Here is a 26,493-nt window from a genome sequence, read left to right on the forward strand (position 1 = left end):
GATCACGATCGCCTCCGCTGTCGGTCGTCGAGATGATCCGGATCGAGGGCGTCCCGCAGGCCGTCGCCGACGAGGGAGAACCCGAAGACGGTGAGCGCGATGGCGGTACCGGGTGCGGTGACGAGCCACGGTGCCGAGCGGAAGTAGTTCCGTCCGTCGGCGATCATCGTGCCCCACTCGGCCGTCGGCGGCTGTGCGCCGAGTCCGAGAAAGGAGAGGCCAGCCGCCGAGAGGACCACGGTTCCGAGGTCAAGCGTAGCGAGGACGAGCGCCGGGTTCACGACGTTGGGAACCAGGTGGCGTCTCGCGATCCGCCGCCATGGCGTTCCGTAGAGCCTGGCGGACTGGACGAACGGACGATCGTTCACGGCGAGAACGCTCGCGCGAACGACGCGGGCGTACGAGGCCCAGCCCACGATCGAGAGAGCGATGACGACGTTTCGCAGACTCGGGCCGAGGGCCCCGGCGACCACGAGTGCCAGCACGAGCCCGGGGAACGCGAGCTGGATATCGACGAGTCGCATCAGAACGCCGTCGACGAGGGGACCACGAGTGGCAGCGACCAGACCGATCGTCGTCCCGATCGTGAGACGAACGACCGTCGCGAGCACACCCAGCGCGAGCGACACGCGGGCACCGTAAACGAGTCGCGTTGCGACGTCGCGACCGAGCGCGTCCGTTCCGAGCGGATGTGAGAGCGACGGCCGCTGCAGACGCGCCTCGAGCGCTTGCGTCGTCGGATCGGTGGGAACGAGCACCGGTCCGACGACGGCGACGACGGCGAGGAAGCAGACGATCACGCCGCCCACACGGAGTCGATAGTTCGCGTGGAACGCCCGACCGACGCAGGAACGACGGAGTTCGCGCACAGCTTCGTAGATTCCATCGCGGAGGACGCGTGGACGCAATACCGAACGGAGGCGACGGGATCGACCATCACTCACGGGTGGTCACCCCGTCCCTGTCCGACGCGCGGATCGAGCACAACGTAGGCGAGGTCGACGAGCTGGTTCGTCACGACGAAGGCGACCGCGGTCACCAGGACGACCCCCTGAACGATCGGATAGTCGCGAGCGAAGACCGCATCGACGAGCAGCGTTCCGAGACCGGGCCGCTGGAAGACGATCTCGACGACGACCGCGCCGTTGAGGACGAACCCGAACTGCAGGCCGACGACCGTCACGACCGGAACGAGGGCGTTTCGGAGCGCGTGCTTGTACACCACGAGCCGTTCGCGGACGCCTTTCGAGCGTGCCACGTCGACGTACTCCGCGTCGAGGACGTCGAGCAGGGAGGTTCGGACGAGACGGGAGACGATCGCGGCCATGCTGGTTCCGAGCGTGATCGCCGGGAGCACGAGATGGTCGATGGTCCCGGCACCCGAGACGGGCGTTAACCCGAGCCAGAGCGAACTGATCAGGATCAACACGTACCCGAGCCAGAAGTTCGGAATCGAAACGCCGAGCAACGCGACGATCTGGCTCGTACGATCGATCCACGTGTCCCGATGAACGGCGCTGAGAACGCCAGTTGGAACGGCCAAAAGCAGTGAGACGACCATCGCCGCGAGTGCGAGTTCGAGCGTGTTCGGGAGATACTCGAGCAACAACGCCGTGACGGGCTCGGAACGATAGTACGAGGTGCCGAGATCGCCCTGTAGAGCGTCGGTGAGCCAGGAGAGGTACTGTACCACGAACGGTTCGTCCAGGCCGTGTTCGCCGCGAAACGCAGCGACTTGTGCGTCCGACGGCGGACGTCCCTGTTGCTCCCGGAGGATCGTATACGCCGGATCGCCGGGCGTGAGAAAGACGATGCCGTACGTGACGACGGAGACGCCGGCCAGGACGACTCCGAGCGATCCGAGCCGAGCGAGGAACGCGCGGAGCATGACTAGCCACGGGAGCGCCTCGAGTTCGTTCGGGCGCGATACGGCGTCGGTCGGCCGTCACGTTTCACGGTGGTCCACGTGACTGCTGTCGGTACAGCGTGGCTGCTGAGTGGCCATCGAACTCGAATCGGAACTGGCGTCACGATCCAGCGTCTGCGACCGTCGATCGCGTTCTCGGGACGAGCGCTGTCGGCCGCGTTCGGACCACCGTCGAACAGGGCAGTCATCCAAGTCAGGTTTACCTACTGAAAGTGCAGTTGTAAAACTTTGGTTTCCCGATGCTCCGGTCGGGTCGGACACGCGAGTCATCTGAACGCGATGGATTCGGAAATCGAACGTGCTCGCAGAGCTATCAGAGCTGGGAAAAGTCGTCCCAATAGAGGTCCACAAGATGGGTGAGGGCGGTGTTCACGCGCGGGATCGAGCCTGACCCGTGGACTGTCGCTCACCGGCTCTCGTCGCTCCGTCACTCGGACGTGATCCGGGCGATGGTGTGAATCTGGTCGTATCGGACACTTCCCTCCTCGAGCGATTGGCCGTCGATCTCGAGATAGCCCGGTTCGAAGCCCGTCAGCTCGCCGACGACGTCCGTCTGGTGGTCCTCCGTCCGGTCCTCGCTGCGAACTTCGACGGTGTCGCCGATCTCGAGGTGTTCCCGAACGAGCGCTTTGGTCCGATCCACGTCGGCGTCCGGTGGAATCGTCAGGTCGGTCATCGTACGCGAGCCTCCCACGGCCACGCGGGTAGTAGTTCAGCCGGTATTCGCAACTCGAGCTCCGCGGTCGGACCACCGTTTTTGTACGAACGGGCCGAACGACGGCCCAATGAAGGTTATCAAGGACAGCGTTCACGACCACATTCAGGTCGACGGCGTCGCCCGCGATCTGCTGGACACGCCGGCGCTCCAGCGACTCCGGAACATCAGACAACTCGGGACCGTCTCCCTGGTCTACCCGTCGGCCAACCACACCCGATTCGAACACAGCCTCGGGGTCTACCACCTCGCCTGCGAGGGCCTCGAGCATCTCAACGTCGAGGGTCGGCAGGCGGAGCGCGTTCACGCCGCGGCCCTGCTCCACGACGTCGGTCACGGACCGTTCAGCCACAACATCGAGTCGCTGACCCACCGCCGAACGGGGCGCTACCACGACGAGGTCCACGGCCTGCTCGCGGAGGGTTCGGTCGGGGACGTGCTCCGAGATCACGACCTGGAGCCGGCGGCGGTCGCGGATCTGGTCGCCGGCGAGGGCCGGTTCGGCCAGCTGGTCTCGGGCGAACTCGACGTCGACCGGATGGACTACCTCGTTCGCGACGCCCACCACACGGGCGTTCCCTACGGGACGATCGATCACGGCCGGCTCGTCCGGGAGCTGACGTTCGCCGACGGTGAACTCGTCCTCGACGAGGGCAACGTCCAGACCGCCGAGAGCCTGCTGGTCGCCCGGGCGCTGATGAACCCGACCGTCTACAGCCACAGCGTCGCCCGGATCAGCAAGGCGATGCTCCGCCGGGCGGCCGAACGGCTGCTCGAGTCCCCCGACGCCGACGTCGACGCGGAGACCCTCCAGTGGATGGACGACCACGACCTGATCGCGGCGCTGCGGTCGTGTGACGCGACGAGCGACTTCTCCCGTCGACTGGATCACCGGGACCTGTTCAAGCGGGCGGTGTGGGCCGAACTGGACGACGTACCGGGCGGGATCATCGAGGCCGACCACGGGGCGATTCGCGAGTTCGAGCGCGAAATCAGCGCTCGAGCGGATGTCGATCGATCCCGCGTCATTCTCGACGTGCCGAGTCGGCCGTCGATGACGGAGTCGACGACGCGCGTGATGGTCAACGGGGAGATCCGCCCGCTGGGCCAGCAGTCGCCGCTCGTCGAGGCGCTGCGTGCGGCCCAGTACTCGCAGTGGCGACTCGGCGTCTACTCGCCGCCCGACCTGCGCGACCGGGTGGGCAGGGCCGCCGTCGAGGTGCTCGGGCTGGATATCGACGGGGCGCTGGTTAGCGAGGTCCGGGACGGGCTGGACGCGACGCTGGATCAGTTCGTCGAATAGCGCCATCAGGAGTGCTCGCGGCCGATTTAGCCGGAGAGGGTCGCACGAGGTAGCCACTTCAGGCTCGCGCCTTATTCCTGCTGGGTGGGGAGAACTATGCGATGAGTGCATTTGTGAGTCGACTCTCGGTTCTGCTCGTCGCAGCGACTGCAGTCGCCGTGGCGCTGGTCGGCTGGGCGGGCGGATTCCTCACGGTCGAACCGCTCAGCTGGACCAATTCGGCCGTCGTCGCCGGCCTCTCGGTCCTCGTCCTCTCCAGTTTGATCGTCCTCCTGTACGAACCGCTCGAGATCGACGACGATTCGAATTGAACCCACGCCGGCGTCGATCCGGCCCCGAACCGTTGAAGGCACTGACCGCGAACTGCCCCGTATGGAACGAACGGGAACGATCCTCCGCGGCCGCGAGTTCGAACCCGTCGAGGGACGGGTCGTGATCGACGACGACGGTCGCATCGAGGCCATCGAAGAAACGGCGGTCGACGGCGACGACGTCATCCTGCCGGCGTTCGTCAACGCCCACACCCACATCGGCGATTCGATCGCCAAGGAGGCCGGCGGCGGCCTCTCGCTCGAGGAACTGGTCGCGCCGCCGGACGGCCTGAAACACCGACTGCTCCGGGCGGCCTCTCGCGACGAGCTGGTGAGCGGGATGAAACGATCGCTGCAGTACATGCGGGAAGCGGGGACGGCCGCCTGTCTCGACTTCCGCGAGGGCGGCGTCGAGGGCGTTCGGATGCTCGAGGACGCGGCGGACGGGCTCCCGATCGACGCGCTCTCGTTCGCTCGCGGCTCCGTCGACGCGATGCACGCGGGCGACGGGTTCGGCGCGAGCGGGGCGAACGACGCGTCCTTCGACCGGGAACGGCGGGCGACCAGCGAGGCGGACAAACCGTTCGGGATCCACGCGGGTGAGGTCGACGATAGCGACATCAACCCGGCGCTGGACCTCGACCCCGATTTCCTCGTGCACATGGTTCATCCCGAACGGGTTCACCTGGAGCGGATCGCGGACAGCGAGATCCCGATCGTCGTCTGCCCGCGCTCGAACCTCGTCACGGACGTGGGACTGTCGCCGTACGATGAACTCAGCGAACGGACGACGCTCGCGCTCGGGACGGACAACGTGATGCTCAACTCGCCGTCGATGTTCCGCGAGATGGAGTTCCTCGCGAAACTCTCCGACCTGCCGGCCGCCGAGATCCTCCGGATGGCGACGATCAACGGGGCCGAGATCGCCGACCTCGAGTACGGGCTGGTCGAACCCGGACGCGAGGCCCGCCTGCTGGTGCTCGACGGCGACTCGAACAACCTCGTCGGCGCGCGCGACCCGGTTCGGGCCGTGGTTCGACGCGCCGGCGTCGACGATATTCGCGAGGTCGTCACCGGGGCAGACGCCGAGGGCGAGCGAACGGAATAGGCCGGTCAGTCGAGCCGTTCGGACGTTTCCGCGTGCTCTTTGGCGAGTTCGACGTACCGATCGGCCGTCGCCTCGAGCGCCGGATCGTCGATCTCCGTTTTCGGTTCGGCCGGCGTGCCGGCGACGAGCGTCGACGCGGGAATCTCGGTGCCTTCGGTGACGACGCTGCCGGCGGCGACGACCGCACCCTCACCGACGTGTGCCCCGTCGAGGACGACCGCGTTCATCCCGACCAGCGCGCGCTCGGCGACGGTGGCGTTGTGGACGATAGCACTGTGGCCCACGGTCGAGTAGGGCTCGAGTTCCGCGTCCTCGTGGAGGACGGCGTTGTCCTGGACGTTCGCCCCTTCGCCGACGACGATGCGACCGTGATCGCCGCGGAGCGTGGTGTTCGGCCAGACGCTCGCCTCGGCTTCGATGACGACGTCGCCGATGACGACGGCGGCGTCGTCGACGTACGCGGAGTCGGCGACCTGCGGTTCCGTCCCGTCGAACGATCGTAACATGGCCGTTCCTGTCTCGAGAATCGTCTTGAAGCTGACTATCGGCATCGCGGTGATTGGGTCGGGACCGCTCACTCGCTCCCCGATACGTCTATCGACGCGAACGAGATACTGGCGTCCATCTATTTCCAAAACCAATACACTTTGGCACCACGGCTAATGCGCGCTCCGTAAAACACGGTATCGGCGGCACGCTGCAGTCCAGACGGACGGCACCCTGCCGCCGTGTCATCCCCCCCCGACCGAGCCTTCAGCGGTTCGGTCTCCCCCCCCACCCCTTTCGTTCCCACCTTTCGCGTCGTCCCGTTAGTCCTCGTCTCGCTCCTCGCTGGACAGGCGCTCGGAGAGTCGGTCGAACCGTTCCCGCGTCGATTCCCGCCGCTCCTGTTCGGCCGCCTCGCGATAGGTCGCCTCGAGCACCGCCTCCTCGTCGACGGTCAGCTCGAAGACGGCACCCTCGTGGCGGCCGTCCTCGGGCAGCGTCTCGACGTCGACGATCCGTTCGTCGATCACGTCGCCGTCGGCCTCGAGCAGGAGGACCGCCGTCCCGCCGTCGACGATGCGGTCGAGGACCGCAGTATAGGGCTCACTCATCGGTCATCGACTCGAGGTACGGGCGGGAGGGCCATCAATCGGTTGTCGATCGGCGACGGCCGATCGGGCCGGTCCGTCTATCGGGCGTCCCGCGAGCGACGACTGGGCCTCCCCTTTCAGTTCGAGCAGTTCCGTCGGGTCGGTCGTCGCGTCGCGCTCCGTCGTCACCGAGACGTCGGTTCCGTCGGTCTCGAGGACGACGTCGCCGTGGACGCCAGTCCAGTAGGTCTCGATTCCGCGGTCGTCCAGCGCCCGAAGAACCTCGTCGTGCGGGTGGCCGTACTGGGAGTCGCGAGCGCTCGAGACGATTGCAACGTCGGGATCGACCGCGTCGAGGAACGGGTCGCTCGAGGAGGTCGAGGAGCCGTGGTGGCCCGCCTGATAGGCGTCGGCGGTGAGGGAATTGCCGTCCCCGTCGACCAGTCGTCGCTCCGTCTCCGCGTCGATATCGCCGGTCGTCAGGTACGAGAACTCGCCGAACGAGAGCGCGAGCACGACGCCGTTGGCGTCGATATCGTCGCCTCGCTCGCCCTCGGGCGGATTCAGGACGGCGGCCTCCAGATCGTCGTCCTCGAGCGGCAGCCTATCGCCCGCGGCGACTTCGTAGAGCTGGACGTCGTACGCCTCGACCGCGTCGAGATAGTTCTCGTAGGTCGCCGTCGTGTGGGGCACGCCGGGGTCGTAGGCCGCGCCGACGCCGTTGCCCTCCTCCTCGAGGTACTCGATGACGGCGGGGTGACCGCCGATGTGGTCGGCGTGGCCGTGGGTCGTGACGAGGTGGTCGATGCGGTCGATATCGCGGGCCTCGAGGTAGTCGATGACCGCCTGCCCGTCGTCCCGGTAGTCGCCCGTATCGATCAGTATCGTCTCGTCGCTCGGGGTGACGACGAGCGTCGAATCGGCTTGCCCGACGTCGATGTGGTGGACCTCGAGTTCGCCGTCGGTGTCGGGAGTCGCAGCGCCGCCGTCGCCGTAGATATCGCTGAAGCCCCCGCTACAGCCGGCGAGGACGAGCAGCCCTGCAATCGCGACGACGAGAACGCCGCGTCGCATCGTATCCGTTCGACGTGCTCGCCGAATATGGACGTTCGGGTCGGTACGACCACCTGAACGCCTTCACGTATGACGTGTCGGTACTGTGGTCTCTCGGTCGCCGGTGACGAGAATCCGCTGTCCGACTCCGCGACGGAGCGACCCCGTGAAACCGAAGAGAGACGCGGTCGGTCGCCGTCGATCGTCCGGCGCAGCGGTCGCCCTCAGAACGCGCCGCCCTCGAAACTCGCGTCCGCGTGCAGGCTGTCCTTCAGCGCGTCGTGGACCTTGCAGAGTTCGAAGGCACGCTCGAGGATCTCGTCGCCGGTGTCGTCGTCCACGTCGGCCTCGACGCGGATGTCGAACCCGACCGACTCGAGTTTGTCGTCGTCGTTGAGTTCGCCCTCGATGTCGATCTCGATCCGCCCGAGGTCGTCGGCCCCGCGCTGCTGGCCGCCGACGCGCAGCGCCGGGACGTAACAGGAGCCGTAGGCCGCGAGCAGGGCCTCGAGCGTGTCGGGGGCCGCCTCGCCGTTGGCGTCGATCGTCGTCTCGAAGTCGCGAATCTCGTTCGTCGCGCTATACCCCTCGTCGGAGACGGTGGTGACCTGCTTCGCCATAGCAGTCGAGACGACTACGGGCGGTGCTGTAAACGTTTGGTGGCAGCCGCCGTCTGCGGGAGACCACGGGTTTCGGACCCTGCGTTTGCAGCGCGATCCGATTTATCGGTCCCGACGGAACCATCGTGGACGAACCATGGCGACTCTCAACAGACAGTCGGCGAACAAGATCAGCATGCTTTCGACGGTGATAGACAGCGCGATGGAGTTCCGACGCGGCCGCCGGAAGAGCGGGCTCTTGCTCCTCGGCGCGGCCGCGCTCTCGTCCCGAATTCCCGGCATCGGGACCGCCGTGTCGCTACTCCTTCGACTGATTCGGCGACTCCGATAGCGCGAGTGGCCAATGGTCGACGTCACTGGCCACCTCGGGATGGCACTGCTGTTCGCCGCGCCGGCGTGGCTGGTCTGGGGCCGACGCGGTGCGCTCGGGTTCACGGCGTTCGCGATAGCGACGGCGATGCTGCCCGATACTGACCTCGTCCTTCGACACGTACTCCCGGTAACCCATCACGGAATCACTCACACCGTGGTATTCGTCGTCCTGGCGAGCATCCTCGCGGGGACGGTCGCCGCCCGCTATCTCACCGACTGGTTCAACGCCAATCGGCGAATTCGGAGCACCGAAATCGCCAGCGAGACGGTCTTCGTCTTCGCGACGGCCGGCCTGACCGTCGGCGGCGTCAGCCATCTGTTCGCCGACCTCCTCTCCGCGCCCGATATCGCCGCCCCGCTCGCGCCGTTCTGGCCCCTCTATTCCGAACCGGTGATCATCGACGTCATCTACTACGACTCGCCGATCTGGAACTTTGGACTGCTCGTCGTCGCTATCGGACTGCATCTCGTGCTCGCCCGCGACGAGCGCTCCCCGCTCGAGACGCGCTATCGGATCGGAAGCCGCGACGTGAGCGACGATTCGTCTCCCGCGAGCGGTAACGACTGAGTGCTCGCGTCGACGGCAACAGCGAGAAAATCGTCCGACGATCGATGCGCTCGCGCCGTTCGACACGCCGTCCGCTCAGGCGTCGAGTTCGAACGGTTCGTCGGCCTCGAGGACGTGGACCTCGGCGTCGCTGCCGGTGCCGCGCACCTCGCTGGCGAACTCCTCGGGGTCCTGTTCGATCGGCGGGAAGGTGTCGTAGTGCTGCGGGAACGCGTGGTCCACGTCGAGCCAGTCGACGGCGATGGCCGCCTGCTGGGGGCCCATCGTGAAGTGGTCGCCGATGGGGACGATGGCCGCGTCGGGCTCGAGGTACGGGCCGATGACCTCCCGCATTTCGGTCATGAGGCTGGTGTCGCCGGCGTGGTAGACCGTCGTCGACTCCTCGTCGCCGACCTGCGTCGGTTTCGTATCGGAGACGACGAAGCCGGCGGGCATCCCGCCGCTCGCGTCGTTTTCGGTCATGATTCCGTTCGTGTGGTCGGCACGCGTCATGGTGACGTACGCGTCGCCGCACTCGACGGTGCCGCCGAGGTTCATCCCCATGCCACCGACGGCGTCCTCGAAGCCGAACTCGTCCTCGCAGTAGGAGACGATCTCGGGCGTCGCGACCAGCGTCGCGTCCGAAAACTCGCCCGCGTGGGCGATGTGGTCGGCGTGGCCGTGCGTCAGCAACACGTAGTCCGGCGTGTCGACGTCCGCTGGCTCGAGGTCGGTCTTCGGGTTGTCGAAGAACGGATCGATCAGCAGGTCCGTCTCGCCGACGGTGACGTACCACGTCGAGTGGCCGTGCCAGGTGAGTTCCATAGCACCTGATGCGTTCGTGCGAAGTCGACTTAAAACTGGGCGCGCGCCGCGCTGCCGTGTTCCCCCGCTCGCGCCGTCGTCCCGCCGTCAATATCTCCTTGACGCACAACGAACGGTGAATACGATCACCAATATTTATACGTTAGATCCAGAAACGATAGAAAGCCGCAGGCGAACTGACACACCACGCATGCGGTCTGGGATCGCATCACCTCGATCGCCGTTTCGACGCGGTCGGCGGTCCGCTGCGATTTCCAGGGCGACCCGCGACCACCAACTCGGCGACCACCCCGCGGGAACCCACCGCCACTACCGGCCTCACCGAACGGGGCCGCGATGCCGTGTCGTTTTTTACCCGGGACCCGTACGGCGACTATGCTCGCACTCACGCTCGAGGAGTTCATGGTAGAGCTAAACGATGGCGCGATCAAGAACGTCGGTCCGAACAACAAGGCGGCGACGGTCAAGCTATTCGACGTCGACTCCGCCGAGGCGAGGGAGTTCGGCGACAAGCGCATCAAACTCGTCTTCGAGGACGAAGACGACAACGAGATTCAGGTCTCGTTATTCCCGGAGGACGTCCGGACGCTCGTCGACGAAATCGACTCGCTCGAGGACGATTCGCCCGTTTTCGACTGACGGCGGCGCTGTGTCACCGTCATACCGCGCGATCGGTATCACGAACGCATTTCGACAACCGTTTTAGGCCGAAACCGCTTGGTCCGAGTAGATGGGTAACTGTATCATCTGCGGCACACCCGTTGACGGCGAGATCTGTGAGAGTCACGAGGAGGATGCTGTATTCGAATTTCGCGGCACGTCCGCCTCGCAGCTCACACCCGGTCGGTACTACCGGGGGACCGTCGACGGCTACGCCGACTTCGGTGTCTTCGTCGACATCGGAGATCACGTCACTGGCCTGTTGCACAGAAGCGAACTCGACCAACGACTCGAAAGTCTCGACTGGGAGCCGGGGGACGACGTCTTCGTCCAGGTGCTCGACGTTCGAGACAACGGCAACGTCGATCTCGGGTGGTCGATCCGCCAGCGCGAACGCGAGTTCCGCGGCAAGCTGATCGAGACCGCCGACGACGAGTACCGGCCCGAAGAGGGCGGAGACGACGACGCGGCCGACGAGTCGTCGACACGGACGACCGACGACGATGCGGACGACCTCACCGACGACCGCGCGGCGAAAGCCGGCGAACTGCAGGCGTCCGCCGACGAGACCGAACCCGAACCGGAGCCAGAACCGGAGCCGGAGTCCGTCGACGAGGGCCAACCCGCGGCCGCCGAACCGACCAGCGCCGTCGCGAGTAGCGGCTCCGTCGCGACCGAGTCCGCCGCCGCGTCGGCGCCGGCGACCGACGAGGCCGCCGACGCCGACCTGGACGCCGCGCTCAAGCGGACGACCATCGGCGCCATCGAGAACACGGTCGGCAGCGTCGTCCGCCTCGAGGGCGAGATCACCGGCGTTCGCCAGACCAGCGGTCCCACGGTCTTCGAACTGCGCGACGAGACCGGAACCGTCGAGTGTGCGGCGTTCGAGGAAGCCGGCGTTCGCGCCTACCCCGACGTCGAACTCGAGGACGTCGTGGCGCTGGAAGGCGAGGTCGAACACCACCACGGCGACCTGCAGGTCGAGACTGAGTCCCTCGAGATCCTCGACGGCGAGGAGCGCGAGACGGTCGTCGACCGCCTCGAGAGCGCGATCGAACGCGAGGCGCGACCCGCGGATATCGCGCCGCTGGCCGACCACGAGGCAGTGGCGGCCGTCGAAGACGAAATCGCCGACGCGGCGACCGCGATCCGGCGGGCCGTCATGGAGGCGCGCCCGATCGTCGTCCGCCACGGCGCGACCGCCGACGGCTACGTCGCCGGTGCCGCCATCGAGCGCGCCGTCCTCCCGCTGATCCGCGAGAAACACACGCGCGAGGACGCGGAGTACCACTACTTCGAGCGCCGCCCGCTCGACGGCCGCGTCTACGACATGGACGCCGCCACCAGCGACGTCACCTCGATGCTCGAGGCCCGCGACCGCCACGGCGAGCAGTTCCCGCTCGTCGTCCTGGTCGACGCCGGTTCGACCGTCGAATCCGTCGACGGCTACGAACTGCTCTCGCTGTACGACGCCGATTCGCTCGTCATCGACGACAGCCGCGCCGACGAGGCGGTCGCCGACGCCGTCGACGTCGCCGTCGCCCCGTCGATCGCGGGCGTCGACGTCTCCGACGTCACCTCGACCGCGCTGGCGACCAACGTCGCCGCGCACGTCAACGACGACGTGCGAGCGGACCTCGAGCACCTCCCCGCGGTCAGCTACTGGGAGAATACGCCCGAGGCGTACCTCGAACTCGCCACCGAGGCCGGCTACGACGAAACCGACGTCTCCGAGCGTCGCGAAGCCGTCGCGCTCGAGGCCTACTACCAGTCCTACAAGGACAAGCGCGAACTCGTGATCGATCTGCTGTTCGGCGACGGTGACGAGTCCGATCGACCTCGAAACGGCGATCTGGCCGCCCACGTCTCTGAACAGTTCCGTGACAAGCTCGAGACCGAACTCGAGACGGCCCGCGAGAACCTCTCGGTTCGCGACGCCGACGGCGTCACCGTCTCCGTGCTCGACACGGACGCGTTCACGCACCGGTACAATTTCCCGACGACGATCCTGCTGCTGGACGCGCTCCACCGGACCGAACGCGACCGGACGGAGCCGCCAGCCGTCACCCTCGGCGTCGGCGACGACGAACTGCACGTTCGCGCGACCGAACCGGTGAACGTCCGCGACCTCGGCGACGCGATCGCCGAGGCAGTGCCCAACGGCGGCGTCAGCGTCGTCGGCGGCCGCGACGGCCACGTCGAGTTCCTGCCGGGCGAACGCGATGCAGTCCGCGAGGCGGCACTCGAGGCGCTCGCCGAGACGCTCGCGTAAGACTCGTCTTCCTCCGTCGTCCGCATCGATTCCGGCAGCGGCGGCGCTCGCCGAGAGCGTTCGCGAACCGACGAGGGGACCGAAGACGGCGGCGTCACCTCGAGTTTCGAAATTCGCGAACTCATCTGGCGGCCGGGACGCGTGGTCGCGTCACTCCCGCCCGTGGCGGCCAGCCGCGGTGAGTTCCGACGGGCAGCGGCTACTCGTTCGGGACCCGATCGATCACGATCGATCGGCTCGGCCCGTCACACGCCGAACCGGTAACGTATATCTGACACCGTGGTGATGAGTTACGTATGGACGCTATCGAGGGGACCGACCGCAGGGGGGATGCGGACGACCCGTGGAGCCGTGTCCGCGAGAACGCCACCGGAATCGCGTCGCTGCTCGTGACGGCGATCTGGCTCGGGGCGATGTTCACCGGCCAATCGTGGTGGCTCGCCGCGTTGCTCGTCGGCTACATCGCGGTTGTTCCGCTGGTCGCGATCCTGTTCGGCGACGAGGCGGACAGGCGGGAGTGGGCCGACGACTATCTGCCCGCTGCCGAGGCGGAATCGGACGGCGAGACGACGTCCGGCGAACCCGAGGCCGACGCTCGAGACGCGCTCGAAACCCTTCGCGAGCGCTACGCCGCGGGCGAGTTGACCGACGACCAGTTCGAGCGAAAACTCGAGCGACTGCTCGACACGGAGACGCTCGAGGACGCCCAGGCGTGGGCGCGAGACCGAACCCGGAGCGGCGAGCGGAACGGCGATCGGGAGCCCGAGTTCGACCGCTGACTCAGTCGTCGCTCGTCTCGGCCTCGTCGGATCGCTCGGTGCGTGCCGGCCGCTCGACCGCCGACGGGTCGGGCCAGGTGACGCTCCCGAGGAAGGGAATCCCGATTCGTTCGGCTGCTCGAGCGATCATGTGTGCGCCGGTCGGAACGGTCAGGAAGAGGAAGCCGATCCCGATGAGCGCGGTCAACCCCTCCCCGCCCGGGCCGAAGTGGACGAAGCCGGCCAGGAAGATCGCGGCAGTGCCGAGCGTCGTCGGCTTGCTCGTGGCGTGCATCCGGTTGTAGACGTTCGGCAGGCGGAGCAGCCCGATCGTCCCGACGGTCAGGAAGAAGGCCCCGACGACGATCAGCGCAATGACGACGGCGGTGTGGATCATTCGATCACCTCTCCTTCGGTGACGAACTTGGCGCCCGCGACGGTCGCGATGAACCCGATGATCGCGAGCACGAGGCTCACGGTGATAAAGAGGCCGCGGTCGGTCAGGAGCGCGAACAGGACGGCGATCGCGACGACGTTCGTGGCGATGGCGTCCAGCGCGACGACGCGGTCGGGGTTCGTCGGCCCGCGGATCACGCGGTAGCCACACAGGACACAGAGGGCGCTGACGAGGATCAGCGCACCCCGAATCGCCGTCTCGAGGACGGCGGGATCGCTCTCAGTCATCGTCGTCACCTCCGTCTTGGCGGCCCGGTCTCCTGTCTCTTTCCCCGCCGGAGACGACGATCGCCGGTGGCGGATCCGACGGCGACGCCTCCTCGTCGAACAGCTCGAGCGCGTAGTCCTCCCAGGTGCGGATCGGCTCGGCGATCGCCTCCGGGTCGTGGCCGTTGACGCCGTGGACGTACAGCGCGTTGGTTTCGTCGTCGTAATCGAGCGTCACCGTTCCGGGAGTGATCGTGATGCTGTTGGCGATGACGGTGATCGCGACGTCGGATTCGACGCGCAGCGGCACCAGGATCACCTCGGGTTCGATCGGCATTCCGGGCGAGAGCACCCGGTAGGCGACGTCGAGGTTCGCCCGCAGCAGTTCCCAGGTGAACGCGCCCAGATAGAGCCCGGCGTAGGGAAGCGCCCGGACGCCCCGACCGAGATCGAGGTGCTTGCTGTACAGCCGCCGGAAGACGAACGCGACCGGTAATCCGACGATCAGTCCCGCGAGGCTCCCCCGCACGAGCGAGATCGGGGTGAGGGGCAGGCCGCGAACCAGCACCCACAGCACGGCGAAGACGACGCCGACGACCGGCCACGTTCGCACCCGCATCAGTGGTCACCTCCGCTCGAGTCGCCCAGTTCGCTCGCGTCCGTGGGATCGACGGCCTCGACGTACTCCTCGGTGTCGAGCGCGGCCTCGGCGGCCGCGTCCGCGAACTCGTAGACGGGTTCGAAGCCCACGCCGACCGCGATGATCGCCGCCGCGAGTACCACGAGGACGGCCACCTGAACGCCATCGACCGTCGCCGTCTCCACGGGATCGGTCTCCGCTCCCCAGAAGCTCTGGTTCCACATCCGGGTCGCGTAGGCGATCGTCAACAGCGACCCGACGAGCAAGAGCACGAGCACGGGGCCGGCCCGCGCTCGAGCCGCGGCGTCGAAGACGAGGAACTTGCCGAAAAAGCCCGACAGCGGCGGGATTCCGACGAGCGCGAGCGAGCCGACGAAGACGGTGATCGCCAGCGGCGGCGACCGGCGCGCCAGCCCGCCGAGGTCGGCGAAGCGGCTCGTCCCCGTCGCGGACCTGACCGTCCCGACCGCGAGGAAGAGCAGCCCCTTTGCCAGCGTGTGGTTGAGCGCGTAGACCAGCGCAGCGACGATGGCGAACTGGCGGAGCGTCGGATCGGCCGTCGTCGCCGCGATGGCGACCGGGATCGCGATGAACCCGACCTGCCCGATGCTCGAGTAGGCGAAGACCCCCTCCATCGAGTCGCGGCCGACGGCACCGACGCCGCCGAGGAGAATGCTGGCACCGGCCATGACGAACAGCACCGCGCCGACGAACGGGAGCGGCGAGTCGCCGGCGATCGAGACGCCCGGGAGCGACAGGTCGACGGCGACCTCCGCGCCCGCGAAGACCGTAAAGGAGAGGCGGATGATGGCGTAGATTCCCACCTTTTTCGTCGCGCCGGCCAGCAGGGCGGTGATCTGGGGCGGTGCGGCCCGGTAGGCCGTCGGAATCCAGAACTGGAAGGGGACCAGCCCGGCCTTGATCGCGAACACCGACAGGAGGAGGCCGAGGAGGCCGACGACCGGCACGGGCTCGAGCCCGTAGGCCGCCGGGTCGGCCAGCCGCTGGGCGAGGTCGGCCATGTTGAGCGTCCCCGTCGTCGCGTAGATGCCGCCGACGCCCAGCAGGAAGACGGCGCTGGCCAGCAGGTTGAGCGTGACGTACCAGAACGCGGCGCGGGTGTGCTGTGGGCCGCCGCTGTAGGCGACGAAGACGTAGCTCGCCATCAGCATCACCTCGAACCAGACGAAGAGGTTGAACAGGTCGCCGGTGAGGAAGGCGCCGGTGACGCCGAGTGCGAGGAAGTGAAAGAGCGGGAAGTAGTAACTGCGCCCCTCGCCGCCGGGGAGGTGTCTGGTCGAGAAGACCAGCGACGCGACGCCGAGGATCGCGACCATGGTCAGCATGAACGCCGAGAGGCCGTCGGCGACCAACGTGATGCCGAATGGGGCCGGCCAGTCGCCGACCTGGTACGTCGCGATCCCCGGTGCGTCCGGCGCGAGAACGACGTACCAGTCGATGGCCGCCACCGCGACCGCGTACGCCGCGCCGGCGGCGAGACTCACCGCCGCTCGAGCCCGCGGGTGGCTGCCGAGCAGCAGCGAGGCGACGGCCGCGACCAGGACGATCACCATCGGCGCGATCACGAGCTGCGATTCGGTACCGACGGGCATCGCCGTCGTCGTCATCGTCGTCGTCATCATTCGCGATCACCGAGTTCCGCCACGTCCAACGTGTCGTGTTCCTCGTAGACCCGATACGACAGCACGAGCGCGAAGGCGGTCATACCGAAGCCGATCACGATCGCGGTCAGCACGAGCGCCTGCACCAGCGGGTCGGCCGTCTCCGGGACGTGCTCGCCGTGGCCGGCCAGTATCGGGACCGAGTCGGCGGTCGCCGGCGCGATGCCGCCCATCGACAACAGGTAGACGTTCGCGGCCTGGCTGATGATCGCCAGCCCCCAGACGACCCGGATCAGGTCCCGGCGCAGGAGCAGGAAGGTTCCGAGGGCGAACAGCGCGCCGACCGCGGCCGCGAGGACGACCGCCGTCATTCCGCGCCCACCACCGAGAGGATCGTGAGCAGCCCGCCGACGACCACGCAGTAGACGCCGAAGTCGAACGCCAGCGCGCTCGCGACCTCGAGATGATCGTAGATCGGGACTCCCTCGAGCATGACGAACGTCTGCGTGAGGAACGGCCGGCCGAACAGCAGCGGCGCGAGCCCGCTGGCGACCGCGATCGCGAACCCGACCGTGAAGAGCCGGCGGTAGACCGCGACGACGCGGTCCCGCGAGGGTCCCTTGCCGGGATCGACGTCCCGGCCGAGGACGCCCCGCTCGAGGAAGTCCAGCCCGAAGGCCATGTAGACGATCGCGAAGGCCGTCGTCGTGAGCACGCCGCCGATGAACCCGCCGCCGGGGAGGTTGTGTCCCTCGAAGAACAGCGAGATCGAGACGACCAGGATGATCGGCACGATCGCTCGCGCGGTCGTCCGCATGATGACCGTCGTCACTCGTCGTCACCTCCGGGAAGACCGCCGTCGCCGCGGGCCGTGTCGGCGTCGTCGGCCGGTGACTCACCGGCCCCTCGAGCGGCGGGGGAGTCGCCGCGACCCCGCATGACGATCAGCGTCAGAATCGAAATCGCGGCGAGGGCGATGACGGCGAGCTCGCCGAGCGTGTCGAACCCGCGGAAGTCGACGAGCGTCACGTTGACGATGTTGGTCCCGCCGCCTTCCGGAACCGCCTGTTCGGCGTACCCGCGGGCGATGTCGGTCGGGCCGTCGGGGCGAGCGCCGGTCGTGACCAGGACGGTGACGAACGCGGTCGCACCGACCGCGATCGAGAGCACGGCGTCGCGGGCGACCCGTTCGATCTCGACCTCGTAGTACTCGGGGATCTCCTCGATTACGAGCAGGAAGATCACGAGCACGAGCGTCTCGACGACGAGCTGGGTCAACGCGAGGTCCGGCGCGCTCGCGAGGATGTAGAAGATGGCGACCATGAAGCCGAGAATAGAGAGCGTGAGCACGCCCGCGATGTGCGATTCGGACGTGACGACGGCGAGACCGCCGATCACCGCGACGAGCAGGACGAGCGCGATAGCGAGCGAGACGTCGAGACCGAACTCGATCGGCGCGATGGCACCCGCGGCGACGAACCCGGTGAGCGCGAGCGTACAGGTCGCCGCGAGCGTCCACGACGCGTACGTCCGCAGGTGGCCGTTGTGGACAGTCTCGGCGAACCGCCGTCCTTCGTCGGAGAGTCCGTCGACGATCGCGTCGTACCACCAGTTCGCGCCGACCGGCGGGACCGCCCGCGGGATCGCGCGGATCCCCTCGTGCAGCCGACCGTAGGCCGGATACGCGAGCAGGCCGACGCCGATCGTGACGGCGCTCATCCCGACCGCGGGCGAGTACGACGTGGGGATACCGACGTGCATCTCGTGGGGATCGACCGCCGTCGACTCGAGGGCCGACTGGACGATGAGGGTGACGGCTCGCTCGGGAGCGACGCTGACGCCTGCGGCGAGCAGCGCCAGCACGGTCGGCGGGATGAGCAGGGTGACGGGCGGCCGGTGGACGTGCCCGAGCTCGTCGGGTCGCTCGCCGAAGAACAGCGAGAGGAATCGAAGCGAGTAGAGGACGGTGAAGATGCTCCCGAAGACGGCGACGGCAGGGTAGAGCAAGCCCAGCACGCCGATGTCGTGGTGGTGGCTGGCCTCGACGGCGGCCTCGAAGAGCAGTTCCTTGGAGTAGAAGCCGTTGAACGGCGGGATACCGGCCATGCTGAGTGCGACGACCGTGGTGATCGCGGCCGTGACGGGCAGGTCGCGGCGGAGGCCGCCGAGCTTTGCGATCTCTCGCGTCCCGGCTTCGTGGGCGATGATCCCCGCGACGAGGAACAGCGCGGCCTTGAACAGGGCGTGATTGAGCAGGTGGAAGACCCCGGCCTCCGCGCCGTACACGGACGTGAAGCCGAAGCCGGCGACCATCAACCCGAGGTGGCTCGCGGTCGAGTAGGCGAGCAGTTCCTTGATGTCGGTCGCCGCGACGGCCATGATCGCACAGACGGTCATCGTCGTCAGGCCGAGCGTCGCGAACAGGAAGAGCCACTCGGCGCTGACGAGCATCGGCCGGACGCGTCCGATGAAGTACACGCCCACTTTGACCATCGTCGCCGAGTGGAGGAAGGCGGAGACCGGCGTCGGGGCCGCCATCGCGTTGGGAAGCCAGAAGTGCATCGGGACCTGCGCGGACTTGGTCCCTGCGCCGATCGCGAGCAGCCCCAGCACCGGGAGGAATAGCCCTCGGTCCCGGAGGGCCTGTTGCATCCTGTCGGGGTTCTCGAGCATCGCCGCGAGGTCGAACGCGGCCCCTGGGCCGAGGACGTCGCCGGCGACGATCGAGAGAAGCAGGAAGCCGACCAGCAGGAAGAGGCCGCCGCCGACGGTGATGAGCATGGCCATCCTGGCGGCGTACTGTGAGGAGTCGTCGGCGGTGAAGTAGCCGATCAGGACGAACGAACAGAGGCTGGTGAGTTCCCAGAAGAGGAAGATCGAGATCAGGTCCGCGGCCAGAGCGACGCCGACGATCGATCCCATGAAGGCGAGCAGGGCGGCGTAGTACCTGCTGAGTCCTCCCTGCCCGTGCATGTACGCGGGCGAGTAGGTGAAGATGAGCGCGCCGATCCCGCACGCGAGCAGCGCGAACAACAGCGCCCAGCCGTCCACGTAGAACCGAAGCGCGATATTGAGCGAGGGGATCCACTCGAGCTCGACGGCCCCTTCACTTCCGTACTGTGTCGCGAGGAGGCCGAACGACGCGAGCGCGACGACGGTTCCGGCGAATCCGGTTCCCTCGCCGAGGACGCGGAAGAAAAGCGGCGTGAGTGCTGCAGCGACGAACGGCAGTGCGACCGCGGCGACGACTATCGCCAGGTCGGGAGACATTCGGTACGCCGAGGGTAGGGGGACACCGCCCTTAAACGATTACCTTTCGGAAGGCGAACCAGTGGAGGGAATCGATTGCCGGGACGGGGATCGCTGTTCTCGGATCGCCAGACTTACGATCCCGAATCCCGACCTCGATCGGCGAGTCCGACACGCTTATTCGCGAACGGCGACGAATCACGCCTAGTGAGTACCGAGACGCCAGAACCGACCGAAACCGAAGCGTTCGAGCGGGTCTGTGAGACGCTCGTCGAGCGGATCCTCGCCGGCGAGATCGAGCGCGACGAGGTCGAGACGGCCAAACTCGAGGCCTGTTCGGAACACTCGGCCCCGAAGGTGCCGAAGAACTCCGAACTGCTCGATTACGCGCCAGAGGAGCACCGCGAGGATCTCGAGACCGTGCTCCAGCGCAAACCAGTTCGCACGGCCTCCGGCGTCTCGCCGGTCGCGATCATGACCTCGCCCGAGCGGTGTCCGCACGGCAAGTGTCTCTACTGCCCCGGTGGCCCCGACTCCGAGTTCTCGTCGTCCCAGAGCTACACCGGCGAGGAGCCGGCCGCGGCCCGCGGCGTCCAGAACGAGTACGACCCCTACGGGCAGGTGACGCTGCGACTCGAGCAACTGCGACAGATCGGCCACCCCGTCGACAAGGTGGAACTGATCCTGATGGGCGGGACGATGACCGCCCGCAGCCACGACTACCAGGAGTGGTTCGTCAAGCGAGCGCTCGAGGCGATGAACGACTACGACGTCGACAAGGAGCCCGAACCAGCACAGGGCGTCAGCTTCGCCGAGGATCGCGAGGAGTACGAGTGGCGGTATCTCGAGGACGTCATCGCGGAAAACGAGACCGCGGACATCCGCAACATCGGGACGACGTTCGAGACGAAGCCGGACTGGTGTGACCCCGAGCAGATCGATCGGATGCTCGACCTCGGCGGGACGAAAGTCGAGGTCGGCGTCCAGACGACCTACGAGCGCATCAATAGAGAGATGCACCGCGGCCACGGCGTCCAGGAGTCGATCGACGCCAATCAGCGACTGCGGGATTCGGCCTTCAAGGTCGGCTTCCACATGATGCCCGGCCAGCCCGGCATGTCGAAAGAGATGTGTCTCGAGGACTTCCGGCGACTCTTCGAAGCGGAACAGTGGAAGCCGGACTACCTGAAGATCTACCCGACGCTGGTCGTGCGCGGTACCGCGACCTACGACTGGTGGCACAGAGACGAGTACGAGCCGCTGTCGAACGAGGAGGCCGCGGAGCTGATCGCGGAGATCAAGGACATGATCCCCCGGTACACGCGGCTGCAGCGCGTCCAGCGGGACATCCCGGCGGACTTCATCGACGCCGGCGTCTGGAAGTCGAACCTCCGACAGCTCGCCCGCAAGCGGATGGACGAGCACGGGTGGGAGTGCGAGTGCATCCGCTGTCGCGAGGCCGGGATGCACGACGAGGAACCCGAAACCGTCGACCTCGACGTGATGACCTACGAGGCCTGCGGCGGTACCGAGCACTTCATCTCGTTCGAGGACTTCGAGAAGGACCTCCTCGTCGGCTTCTGTCGGCTCCGGTTCCCGAACGATCCCGTTCGACCGGAACTCGAGAACGCGGCGCTGGTCCGGGAGCTACACGTCTACGGTTCGGAGGTGGCGATGGGCGACGAGGGGGCGACCGACCAGCACCAGCACCAGGGCTACGGCCGCCGGCTGATGGAGCGGGCCGAAGCACTCGCCGCCGACGCCGGCTACGACACGGTGAGCGTGATCTCGGGGATCGGCGCTCGAGCGTACTACCGGAACAAACTCGGCTATCATCAGGACGGGCCGTACGTCAGCAAACGTCTGTGACGGATTTAAAAACGAGCGGCGCTGTATCCCCTCCCTGCTCGCGCCTTCGGCGCTCGCTGAGGAAGGGAGCTTAGCGCCTCAATTCAGCTAATCGGGGAGTGAGACGGACTCGTCCTCGACGACGGTCCGGTCATCTCGCCGTATCAACTCGCTGCCGGCAGTATCCGGCCCTATATTATTCACATTCTGTTACACAAAATTTATAGTGGTGTCCGGGATACTACTGTCTGCCGACAGTCGTCGGCACCGTTGTCAACTCCCCCACTCCGACAGCGGCACACCGCATTGCTACCCGTTCGGGCGCGCCGATCCCCACCCGTCGCTCGATCCCCTGTAGCGACTCTCGGCGCGCCCGATACCGGACCCATTCCGACCGTCCGTCGCCCCGTCGCGTTCTCCGATCGCTCGATCTCGAGTACTCACGGCGATCACGACGCGGCGGATACCGTCAGCGGTCGGCCGTTCGGTGCCGGTATCCGGACCGAAATTCGTACGCGAGGAGTCCGAGGAACAGAGCGAGGGCGAACCCCCAGATCATCCGTCGCTCGCCGCCGGTCACGCTCGCCCCCATGGGGCCGAGCAAAAACACGCTGAGCAGCACGCCCGTCCGGACCCGCGTTTCGGGTGGGAGTTCGTCGTCGCCGGTGGCCGCGAGGTAGAGTTGCGGTCCGAGGATCGGAACGCCGACGATGAGGGCGGCCGCGAACGCCGCCCCCTCGAGTCCGAGCGCTGCGCCGGTTCCGAGCGCGAGAAAATAGAGCACGAACGCGACGGCGAGGACGCGGTTCTCTCGAGAGATCATACGAAAATGTAACCGTCACAACACTATAAGTGTGCGGAAAACGGCGGCCGAGACGGCGGCGAAGCGGGACTGTCCGACTCAGACCGCGAGGACGGTGTCGACGACGAGCATGATCGCGAAGCCGCCGACGAACGCCGCGGTCGCCGTGTCGGCGTAGCCGTGGCCGTGACTCGAGGGGATGAGTTCGCGGAAGACGACGGCGATCATCGCGCCGGCGGCGAAGCCGGCGGCGACGGGGAAGAGACCGGAGACGACCGCGACCAGCGAGAAGCCGACGGCCGCGGCGATTGGCTCCGGAACGCCGCCCGAAACCGTCGTGTAGAGGAGCGTCCGGGGTGCGGTGACGCCCGCCCGGACCGCGGGAACCGCCATCGCGAACCCGTCGGGGACGTTCTGGACGGCGATCGCCGTCGCGATGGCGAGCCCGAGTGCGGTTTCACCGCTCGCGAACGCGATGCCGACCGCCAGCCCCTCGGGGACGTTGTGAATGGTGACGGTGCCGCCGACCAGCGCGGCCCGTCGGAGGTCGTCGCCGCCGTCGCCGATCGGTTCGCCCTCGGCCGAGGGCAACTCGCCCGCGGGATCGAACGTCCCCGTCGTGCCTTCGATACGCTCCCCGCGGAACAGGAGATGCAGGTGGGGGAAACCGGCGTTGACCGCGAGGAGGAACCCGCCGCCTGCGAGAATTCCGGCGACGACCTCGAGCGGCGAGCCGAGTTCGAGGCCGGGGAGGACGAGCGCGAACACGGCGGCCCCGACCATGATGCCCGCGGCGAGCCCGAGCGAGCCGTCGTAGACGCGGTGACTGATCCGGTCCGTGAGCAAGAGCGGTAGTGCACCGATCCCGGTCGTACAGCCCGCGATTGCGGCGACGAGGACGACTTCGCCGAGCGGGGACATGTCGGTTCGGTTCGCCGCCGTCTCGAAAACGCTTGCGATCGGTGGATACGCTGCCGGCCGCGTGCTGTCAGTCGATCGTGACTTCGAGCTCGAGCAGGCCGAGGTGGGCGGGTGCGTTCCCGCCGTTCGTGCGGAAGTCCTCGGGCGTGGAGTTGACGACGTTGTAGAAATCGGCCTGATCGGTGGGAACGAGCGTGCTGCCGTCGTCGCGCTGGAGGAACGCCGGCGCGTCCGTCCCCTCGATGAGTTCGCGCTGTTCCTGCCAGTCTTCGCCGGCGTAGATGAAAGTGCCGAAGGAGAACCGACCCGCGGCGAGCGCGTCGTGTTTCGACAGGAACATCCCGGCCTCCTCGGCGTTGTACTCCTCGTCGCTCACCCAAGCGATCGCCGCGATGCCCGCCGACTCGAGGAGGTAGAAGTCCCAGGAGAGCGTCGCGTCGAACACCGCCCAGACGCTGCGGGGGCCGACGGTGTGAAGTTCGACGCTGAACGCGGGACGCAGTCGCGCCCCCTCCTGTTCGGGGACGAACGTGGCGTCGTACCCCGGCGATCGGATGCCGCGATCGTGGTAGACGACACCGTCCATGTCGATGTCGGCCTCGATCCGGTCGATGATCCCGCTGACCGTAGCGCCGCCCTGGCTCTCGAGGTGCTCGAGGAAGTCCGGAAATTTGGAGACGTTCTGCCACGGTCGCTCGTCGTCCGCGCTCATGCGTCCCGCCCTCCGTGAACGGATCCGCCGACAGCGTCGTGCATGTCTCGTGCTGGGTCCCGACACGGATTAGGCCTTCCGACCTCGCGCGGCGGGCTCGAGGACAGGGCCGTTCGCCCGCGGCATCGCGTTTTCGCCGGCGGACGCCGCTCGCGTCGGAGCGACACGTCTTTTTGACCGGACCGGGCAGTGTGAGGTATGGATCCAAAGCGGGAGCTTACAAGTGTCGACCTCGCCGCCCTCGTCGGGGAACTCGGGGCCTACGAGGGAGCGAAGGTCGACAAAGCCTACCTCTACGGTGACGATCTCGTCCGGCTCAAGATGCGGGACTTCGACCGGGGCCGGATGGAACTGATTCTCGAGGTCGGCGAGGTCAAGCGAGCCCACACGGTCGCCCCCGAGCGCGTGCCCGACGCCCCCGGCCGGCCGCCGCAGTTCGCGATGATGCTGCGCAATCGGCTGTCGGGTGCCGACTTCGCCGGCGTCGAGCAGTACGAGTTCGACCGCATCCTCGAGTTCGTCTTCGAGCGCGACGACGGGACGACCCGGATCATCGTCGAACTGTTCGGGCAGGGGAACGTCGCGGTCACCGACGGCGAGTACGAGGTCATCGACTCGCTCGAGACCGTCCGGCTGAAGTCCCGGACCGTCGTCCCGGGCTCGCGCTACGAGTTCCCCGACACCCGGACGAACCCGCTGACGATCTCTCGCGAGGCGTTCGACCACGAGATGGACGACTCCGACACGGACGTCGTCCGAACGCTCGCGACGCAGCTCAACTTCGGGGGCCTCTACGCCGAGGAGCTGTGTACCCGCGCCGGCGTCGAGAAGGGACTGGACATCTCGGACGCCGACGAGACCGTCTACGACCGGCTCTACGAGGCGATCGAACGGCTCGCGATCGATCTCCGAAACGGGAACTTCGATCCGCGGCTCTACCTCGAGCGCGACGCCGAGGCGGACGATGGCGACCCCGACGCGAGCGACGGCCGCGTCGTCGACGTCACGCCGTTCCCGCTCGAGGAACGCGAGGACGAGGGTCTCGACGGGGAATCCTACGAGTCGTTCCTGTCCGCGCTGGACGACTACTTCTTCCGGCTCGAGCTCGCCGAGGAGGCGGAGCCGGACCCGACCGACCAGCGCCCGGACTTCGAGTCCGAGATCGCCAAACACGAGCGGATCATCGAGCAACAGCGGGGTGCGATCGAGGGGTTCGAGCAGGAGGCCGAGTCGCTGCGCGAGCAGGCCGAACTGCTCTACGCGAAGTACGGACTGGTCGACGACATCCTCTCGACGGTACGTGGGGCCCGCGACGAGGATCGCTCCTGGGACGAGATACGGGAGCGGTTCGAGGAGGGTGCCGACCGCGGCATCGACGCCGCCGAGGCGGTCGTCGACGTCGACGGCAGCGAGGGGACGGTCACCGTCGAGATCGACGGCGACCGGATCGACCTCGTCGCCCGGCAGGGCGTCGAACAGAACGCCGACCGGCTCTACACCGAAGCCAAGCGCGTCGAGGAGAAAAAAGAGGGCGCGCTGGCGGCGATCGAGAACACGCGAGCGGACTTAGCGGACGCCAAGCGCCGCCGCGACGAGTGGGAGGCCGACGACAGCGAGACCGCGGACGAAGCCGAGTCGGACGACGGCGAGGAGGCGGATCGCCGCGACTGGCTCTCGGAACCGTCCATCCCGATCCGGGAAAACGAACCCTGGTTCGATCGGTTTCGCTGGTTCCACACCAGCGACGACTTCCTCGTAATCGGCGGCCGCAACGCCGACCAGAACGAGGAACTCGTCAAGAAGTACCTAGAGCCCGGCGACAAAGTCCTCCACACGCAGGCCCACGGCGGCCCCGTCACCGTCCTGAAGGCGACCGATCCGAGCGAGGCCTCCTCGAGCGACATCGAACTACCGGACTCGAGCATCGAAGAGGCCGCCCAGTTCGCCGTCTCCTACTCGTCGGTCTGGAAGGACGGCCGCTACGCGGGCGACGTCTACGCCGTCGACTCGGACCAGGTCTCGAAGACGCCCGAGAGCGGCGAGTACCTCGAGAAGGGCGGGTTCGCGATCCGGGGCGACCGAACGTACTACCGGGATACGGCGGTCGGTGCGGCGGTCGGTATCCAGTGCGAACCGTACACGCGCGTCATCGGCGGCCCGCCGTCGGCCGTCGACGACCGGGCGGTGACCGCGATCGAACTCGAGCCCGGACAGTACGCCCAGGCGGACACGGCCAAGCGGCTCTATCGTCGCTTCCGGGAGCGGTTCGAGGACGAGACGTTCGTCCGCAAGATCGCCAGCCCCGACCGGATCCAGCACTTCATGCCGCCGGGCGGCAGCCGGATCACGGAGAAATAGGTCGCCGACCGGTCGCGGTCGGTCCGAACGAGTCGCGATCACACGCGCTCAGACGGCCCCGCTGACGGCGGCCGGGCTGCGACCCAGCGATGTACGGCTCAACGCTGATCGGGAGCCCCCGGCTAGCACGG

At 67.3% G+C, this 26,493-nt stretch carries 28 protein-coding genes; 10 read left to right on the plus strand and 18 right to left on the minus strand.

Annotated elements, in window-relative coordinates; all coding sequences use genetic code 11:
- Positions 1 to 2 precede the first annotated feature (2 nt).
- From nikC to BMX07_RS02120, 3 genes are all read right to left on the minus strand, one after another.
- The gene (nikC, locus tag BMX07_RS02110) at positions 3 to 869 is read right to left on the minus strand and encodes a nickel transporter permease (protein ID WP_245742024.1); all 867 of its coding nucleotides are present in this window, start codon (positions 867 to 869) and stop codon (positions 3 to 5) included.
- 71 nt (positions 870 to 940) lie between these two features.
- A complete protein-coding gene (gene nikB / locus BMX07_RS02115; RefSeq protein ID WP_090612948.1) occupies positions 941 to 1,888 on the minus strand; it encodes a nickel ABC transporter permease in 948 nt (315 codons plus the stop codon).
- A 466-nt stretch (positions 1,889 to 2,354) separates the two neighbouring features.
- Complete coding sequence (locus BMX07_RS02120; RefSeq protein ID WP_090612952.1) at positions 2,355 to 2,603, minus strand: hypothetical protein; 249 nt, start codon at positions 2,601 to 2,603, stop codon at positions 2,355 to 2,357.
- A gap of 109 nt (positions 2,604 to 2,712) precedes the next feature.
- On the opposite strand from BMX07_RS02120, the gene BMX07_RS02125 reads away from it, so the two are divergent.
- The 3 genes from BMX07_RS02125 (at position 2,713) to BMX07_RS02135 (ending at position 5,364) form a co-directional block, all read left to right on the plus strand.
- Positions 2,713 to 3,945, plus strand: a complete 1,233-nt coding sequence (locus BMX07_RS02125; RefSeq protein ID WP_090612955.1) for an HD domain-containing protein — start codon at positions 2,713 to 2,715, stop codon at positions 3,943 to 3,945.
- Positions 3,946 to 4,046: 101 nt separating this feature from the next.
- On the plus strand, positions 4,047 to 4,256 hold the full coding sequence (locus BMX07_RS02130) for a hypothetical protein (protein ID WP_139210783.1): 210 nt from the start codon (positions 4,047 to 4,049) through the stop codon (positions 4,254 to 4,256).
- 61 nt (positions 4,257 to 4,317) lie between these two features.
- Positions 4,318 to 5,364 carry an amidohydrolase family protein gene (locus BMX07_RS02135; RefSeq protein WP_090612962.1) on the plus strand — a complete coding sequence of 349 codons (1,047 nt, stop codon included), beginning with the start codon at positions 4,318 to 4,320 and terminating at the stop codon, positions 5,362 to 5,364.
- A 5-nt stretch (positions 5,365 to 5,369) separates the two neighbouring features.
- Here the strand turns inward: BMX07_RS02135 and BMX07_RS02140 are convergent, their stop codons facing one another.
- The 4 genes from BMX07_RS02140 to BMX07_RS02155 all read right to left on the minus strand — a co-directional run bounded on the left by BMX07_RS02140 (position 5,370) and on the right by BMX07_RS02155 (position 8,113).
- Complete coding sequence (locus tag BMX07_RS02140) at positions 5,370 to 5,870, minus strand: gamma carbonic anhydrase family protein (protein ID WP_090614784.1); 501 nt, start codon at positions 5,868 to 5,870, stop codon at positions 5,370 to 5,372.
- Between the two features lie 303 nt (positions 5,871 to 6,173).
- Positions 6,174 to 6,461 (minus strand): DUF3006 domain-containing protein, encoded by a 288-nt coding sequence (locus tag BMX07_RS02145; protein WP_090612966.1) that lies wholly within the window; start codon positions 6,459 to 6,461, stop codon positions 6,174 to 6,176.
- 3 nt (positions 6,462 to 6,464) lie between these two features.
- Complete coding sequence (locus BMX07_RS02150) at positions 6,465 to 7,514, minus strand: ComEC/Rec2 family competence protein (RefSeq protein WP_090612969.1); 1,050 nt, start codon at positions 7,512 to 7,514, stop codon at positions 6,465 to 6,467.
- 203 nt (positions 7,515 to 7,717) lie between these two features.
- Complete coding sequence (locus tag BMX07_RS02155) at positions 7,718 to 8,113, minus strand: OsmC family protein (RefSeq protein ID WP_090612972.1); 396 nt, start codon at positions 8,111 to 8,113, stop codon at positions 7,718 to 7,720.
- Between the two features lie 136 nt (positions 8,114 to 8,249).
- Here BMX07_RS02155 and BMX07_RS02160 point away from each other — a divergent pair, with 136 nt between their 5' ends.
- The gene (locus BMX07_RS02160) at positions 8,250 to 8,444 is read left to right on the plus strand and encodes a hypothetical protein (RefSeq protein ID WP_090612976.1); all 195 of its coding nucleotides are present in this window, start codon (positions 8,250 to 8,252) and stop codon (positions 8,442 to 8,444) included.
- Between the two features lie 12 nt (positions 8,445 to 8,456).
- On the plus strand, positions 8,457 to 9,053 hold the full coding sequence (locus BMX07_RS02165; RefSeq protein WP_090612980.1) for a metal-dependent hydrolase: 597 nt from the start codon (positions 8,457 to 8,459) through the stop codon (positions 9,051 to 9,053).
- A 75-nt stretch (positions 9,054 to 9,128) separates the two neighbouring features.
- On the opposite strand, the gene BMX07_RS02170 is transcribed toward BMX07_RS02165, so the two are convergent.
- Positions 9,129 to 9,857 carry a metal-dependent hydrolase gene (locus BMX07_RS02170; protein ID WP_090612983.1) on the minus strand — a complete coding sequence of 243 codons (729 nt, stop codon included), beginning with the start codon at positions 9,855 to 9,857 and terminating at the stop codon, positions 9,129 to 9,131.
- Between the two features lie 375 nt (positions 9,858 to 10,232).
- On the opposite strand from BMX07_RS02170, the gene BMX07_RS02175 reads away from it, so the two are divergent.
- From BMX07_RS02175 to BMX07_RS02185, 3 genes are all read left to right on the plus strand, one after another.
- Entirely contained in the window at positions 10,233 to 10,496 is a 264-nt protein-coding gene (locus BMX07_RS02175; RefSeq protein WP_090612987.1) for a hypothetical protein, read from the plus strand.
- Positions 10,497 to 10,587: 91 nt separating this feature from the next.
- Entirely contained in the window at positions 10,588 to 12,789 is a 2,202-nt protein-coding gene (locus BMX07_RS02180) for a DHH family phosphoesterase (RefSeq protein ID WP_090612990.1), read from the plus strand.
- Between the two features lie 296 nt (positions 12,790 to 13,085).
- Positions 13,086 to 13,568 carry an SHOCT domain-containing protein gene (locus BMX07_RS02185; RefSeq protein WP_090612993.1) on the plus strand — a complete coding sequence of 161 codons (483 nt, stop codon included), beginning with the start codon at positions 13,086 to 13,088 and terminating at the stop codon, positions 13,566 to 13,568.
- Position 13,569: 1 nt separating this feature from the next.
- On the opposite strand, the gene mnhG is transcribed toward BMX07_RS02185, so the two are convergent.
- From mnhG to mbhE, 7 genes are read right to left on the minus strand one after another with little or no spacing between them, the layout of a single operon-like run.
- A complete protein-coding gene (gene mnhG, locus BMX07_RS02190; protein ID WP_090612996.1) occupies positions 13,570 to 13,944 on the minus strand; it encodes a monovalent cation/H(+) antiporter subunit G in 375 nt (124 codons plus the stop codon).
- A complete protein-coding gene (locus BMX07_RS02195; protein ID WP_090612999.1) occupies positions 13,941 to 14,231 on the minus strand; it encodes an MrpF/PhaF family protein in 291 nt (96 codons plus the stop codon). The genes mnhG and BMX07_RS02195 overlap by 4 nt, the downstream gene beginning before the upstream one ends.
- Positions 14,224 to 14,829 carry a Na+/H+ antiporter subunit E gene (locus BMX07_RS02200; protein ID WP_090613003.1) on the minus strand — a complete coding sequence of 202 codons (606 nt, stop codon included), beginning with the start codon at positions 14,827 to 14,829 and terminating at the stop codon, positions 14,224 to 14,226. Before BMX07_RS02200 ends, BMX07_RS02195 begins: the two co-directional genes overlap by 8 nt.
- Positions 14,829 to 16,493 (minus strand): complex I subunit 5 family protein, encoded by a 1,665-nt coding sequence (locus BMX07_RS02205; RefSeq protein ID WP_394328373.1) that lies wholly within the window; start codon positions 16,491 to 16,493, stop codon positions 14,829 to 14,831. Before BMX07_RS02205 ends, BMX07_RS02200 begins: the two co-directional genes overlap by 1 nt.
- Positions 16,490 to 16,843: a sodium:proton antiporter gene (locus tag BMX07_RS02210; RefSeq protein ID WP_090613008.1), complete on the minus strand. Its 354-nt coding sequence runs from the start codon at positions 16,841 to 16,843 to the stop codon at positions 16,490 to 16,492. Before BMX07_RS02210 ends, BMX07_RS02205 begins: the two co-directional genes overlap by 4 nt.
- The gene (locus tag BMX07_RS02215; RefSeq protein ID WP_090613012.1) at positions 16,840 to 17,304 is read right to left on the minus strand and encodes an MnhB domain-containing protein; all 465 of its coding nucleotides are present in this window, start codon (positions 17,302 to 17,304) and stop codon (positions 16,840 to 16,842) included. The genes BMX07_RS02210 and BMX07_RS02215 overlap by 4 nt, the downstream gene beginning before the upstream one ends.
- Entirely contained in the window at positions 17,301 to 19,742 is a 2,442-nt protein-coding gene (mbhE, locus tag BMX07_RS02220; RefSeq protein ID WP_090613021.1) for a hydrogen gas-evolving membrane-bound hydrogenase subunit E, read from the minus strand. Before mbhE ends, BMX07_RS02215 begins: the two co-directional genes overlap by 4 nt.
- A gap of 186 nt (positions 19,743 to 19,928) precedes the next feature.
- Here mbhE and BMX07_RS02225 point away from each other — a divergent pair, with 186 nt between their 5' ends.
- On the plus strand, positions 19,929 to 21,590 hold the full coding sequence (locus tag BMX07_RS02225; RefSeq protein ID WP_090613024.1) for a tRNA uridine(34) 5-carboxymethylaminomethyl modification radical SAM/GNAT enzyme Elp3: 1,662 nt from the start codon (positions 19,929 to 19,931) through the stop codon (positions 21,588 to 21,590).
- A gap of 448 nt (positions 21,591 to 22,038) precedes the next feature.
- On the opposite strand, the gene BMX07_RS02230 is transcribed toward BMX07_RS02225, so the two are convergent.
- The 3 genes from BMX07_RS02230 to BMX07_RS02240 form a co-directional block, all read right to left on the minus strand.
- Positions 22,039 to 22,392 carry a hypothetical protein gene (locus BMX07_RS02230; protein WP_090613028.1) on the minus strand — a complete coding sequence of 118 codons (354 nt, stop codon included), beginning with the start codon at positions 22,390 to 22,392 and terminating at the stop codon, positions 22,039 to 22,041.
- A gap of 78 nt (positions 22,393 to 22,470) precedes the next feature.
- Positions 22,471 to 23,292, minus strand: a complete 822-nt coding sequence (locus BMX07_RS02235) for a ZIP family metal transporter (protein WP_090613032.1) — start codon at positions 23,290 to 23,292, stop codon at positions 22,471 to 22,473.
- 67 nt (positions 23,293 to 23,359) lie between these two features.
- Positions 23,360 to 24,004 carry a hypothetical protein gene (locus tag BMX07_RS02240; RefSeq protein WP_090613035.1) on the minus strand — a complete coding sequence of 215 codons (645 nt, stop codon included), beginning with the start codon at positions 24,002 to 24,004 and terminating at the stop codon, positions 23,360 to 23,362.
- Positions 24,005 to 24,202: 198 nt separating this feature from the next.
- Here BMX07_RS02240 and rqcH point away from each other — a divergent pair, with 198 nt between their 5' ends.
- A complete protein-coding gene (rqcH, locus tag BMX07_RS02245) occupies positions 24,203 to 26,362 on the plus strand; it encodes a ribosome rescue protein RqcH (protein WP_090613039.1) in 2,160 nt (719 codons plus the stop codon).
- Positions 26,363 to 26,493 lie beyond the last annotated feature (131 nt).

The sequence above is a fragment of the Natrinema salaciae genome (assembly GCF_900110865.1).
In the GTDB taxonomy this organism is placed as follows: domain Archaea; phylum Halobacteriota; class Halobacteria; order Halobacteriales; family Natrialbaceae; genus Natrinema; species Natrinema salaciae.

Bases quoted from the DNA above. Each gene is read 5' to 3' on its own strand.
- nikB (WP_090612948.1), bottom strand. From the start codon at position 1,888: ATGCTCCGCGCGTTCCTCGCTCGGCTCGGATCGCTCGGAGTCGTCCTG.
- BMX07_RS02120 (WP_090612952.1), bottom strand. From the start codon at position 2,603: ATGACCGACCTGACGATTCCACCGGACGCCGACGTGGATCGGACCAAA.
- BMX07_RS02125 (WP_090612955.1), top strand. From the start codon at position 2,713: ATGAAGGTTATCAAGGACAGCGTTCACGACCACATTCAGGTCGACGGC.
- BMX07_RS02130 (WP_139210783.1), top strand. From the start codon at position 4,047: ATGAGTGCATTTGTGAGTCGACTCTCGGTTCTGCTCGTCGCAGCGACT.
- BMX07_RS02135 (WP_090612962.1), top strand. From the start codon at position 4,318: ATGGAACGAACGGGAACGATCCTCCGCGGCCGCGAGTTCGAACCCGTC.
- BMX07_RS02140 (WP_090614784.1), bottom strand. From the start codon at position 5,870: ATGTTACGATCGTTCGACGGGACGGAACCGCAGGTCGCCGACTCCGCG.
- BMX07_RS02145 (WP_090612966.1), bottom strand. From the start codon at position 6,461: ATGAGTGAGCCCTATACTGCGGTCCTCGACCGCATCGTCGACGGCGGG.
- BMX07_RS02150 (WP_090612969.1), bottom strand. From the start codon at position 7,514: ATGCGACGCGGCGTTCTCGTCGTCGCGATTGCAGGGCTGCTCGTCCTC.
- BMX07_RS02155 (WP_090612972.1), bottom strand. From the start codon at position 8,113: ATGGCGAAGCAGGTCACCACCGTCTCCGACGAGGGGTATAGCGCGACG.
- BMX07_RS02160 (WP_090612976.1), top strand. From the start codon at position 8,250: ATGGCGACTCTCAACAGACAGTCGGCGAACAAGATCAGCATGCTTTCG.
- BMX07_RS02165 (WP_090612980.1), top strand. From the start codon at position 8,457: ATGGTCGACGTCACTGGCCACCTCGGGATGGCACTGCTGTTCGCCGCG.
- BMX07_RS02170 (WP_090612983.1), bottom strand. From the start codon at position 9,857: ATGGAACTCACCTGGCACGGCCACTCGACGTGGTACGTCACCGTCGGC.
- BMX07_RS02175 (WP_090612987.1), top strand. From the start codon at position 10,233: ATGCTCGCACTCACGCTCGAGGAGTTCATGGTAGAGCTAAACGATGGC.
- BMX07_RS02180 (WP_090612990.1), top strand. From the start codon at position 10,588: ATGGGTAACTGTATCATCTGCGGCACACCCGTTGACGGCGAGATCTGT.
- BMX07_RS02185 (WP_090612993.1), top strand. From the start codon at position 13,086: ATGGACGCTATCGAGGGGACCGACCGCAGGGGGGATGCGGACGACCCG.
- mnhG (WP_090612996.1), bottom strand. From the start codon at position 13,944: ATGATCCACACCGCCGTCGTCATTGCGCTGATCGTCGTCGGGGCCTTC.
- BMX07_RS02195 (WP_090612999.1), bottom strand. From the start codon at position 14,231: ATGACTGAGAGCGATCCCGCCGTCCTCGAGACGGCGATTCGGGGTGCG.
- BMX07_RS02200 (WP_090613003.1), bottom strand. From the start codon at position 14,829: ATGCGGGTGCGAACGTGGCCGGTCGTCGGCGTCGTCTTCGCCGTGCTG.
- BMX07_RS02205 (WP_394328373.1), bottom strand. From the start codon at position 16,493: ATGATGACGACGACGATGACGACGACGGCGATGCCCGTCGGTACCGAA.
- BMX07_RS02210 (WP_090613008.1), bottom strand. From the start codon at position 16,843: ATGACGGCGGTCGTCCTCGCGGCCGCGGTCGGCGCGCTGTTCGCCCTC.
- mbhE (WP_090613021.1), bottom strand. From the start codon at position 19,742: ATGTCTCCCGACCTGGCGATAGTCGTCGCCGCGGTCGCACTGCCGTTC.
- BMX07_RS02230 (WP_090613028.1), bottom strand. From the start codon at position 22,392: ATGATCTCTCGAGAGAACCGCGTCCTCGCCGTCGCGTTCGTGCTCTAT.
- BMX07_RS02235 (WP_090613032.1), bottom strand. From the start codon at position 23,292: ATGTCCCCGCTCGGCGAAGTCGTCCTCGTCGCCGCAATCGCGGGCTGT.
- BMX07_RS02240 (WP_090613035.1), bottom strand. From the start codon at position 24,004: ATGAGCGCGGACGACGAGCGACCGTGGCAGAACGTCTCCAAATTTCCG.
- rqcH (WP_090613039.1), top strand. From the start codon at position 24,203: ATGGATCCAAAGCGGGAGCTTACAAGTGTCGACCTCGCCGCCCTCGTC.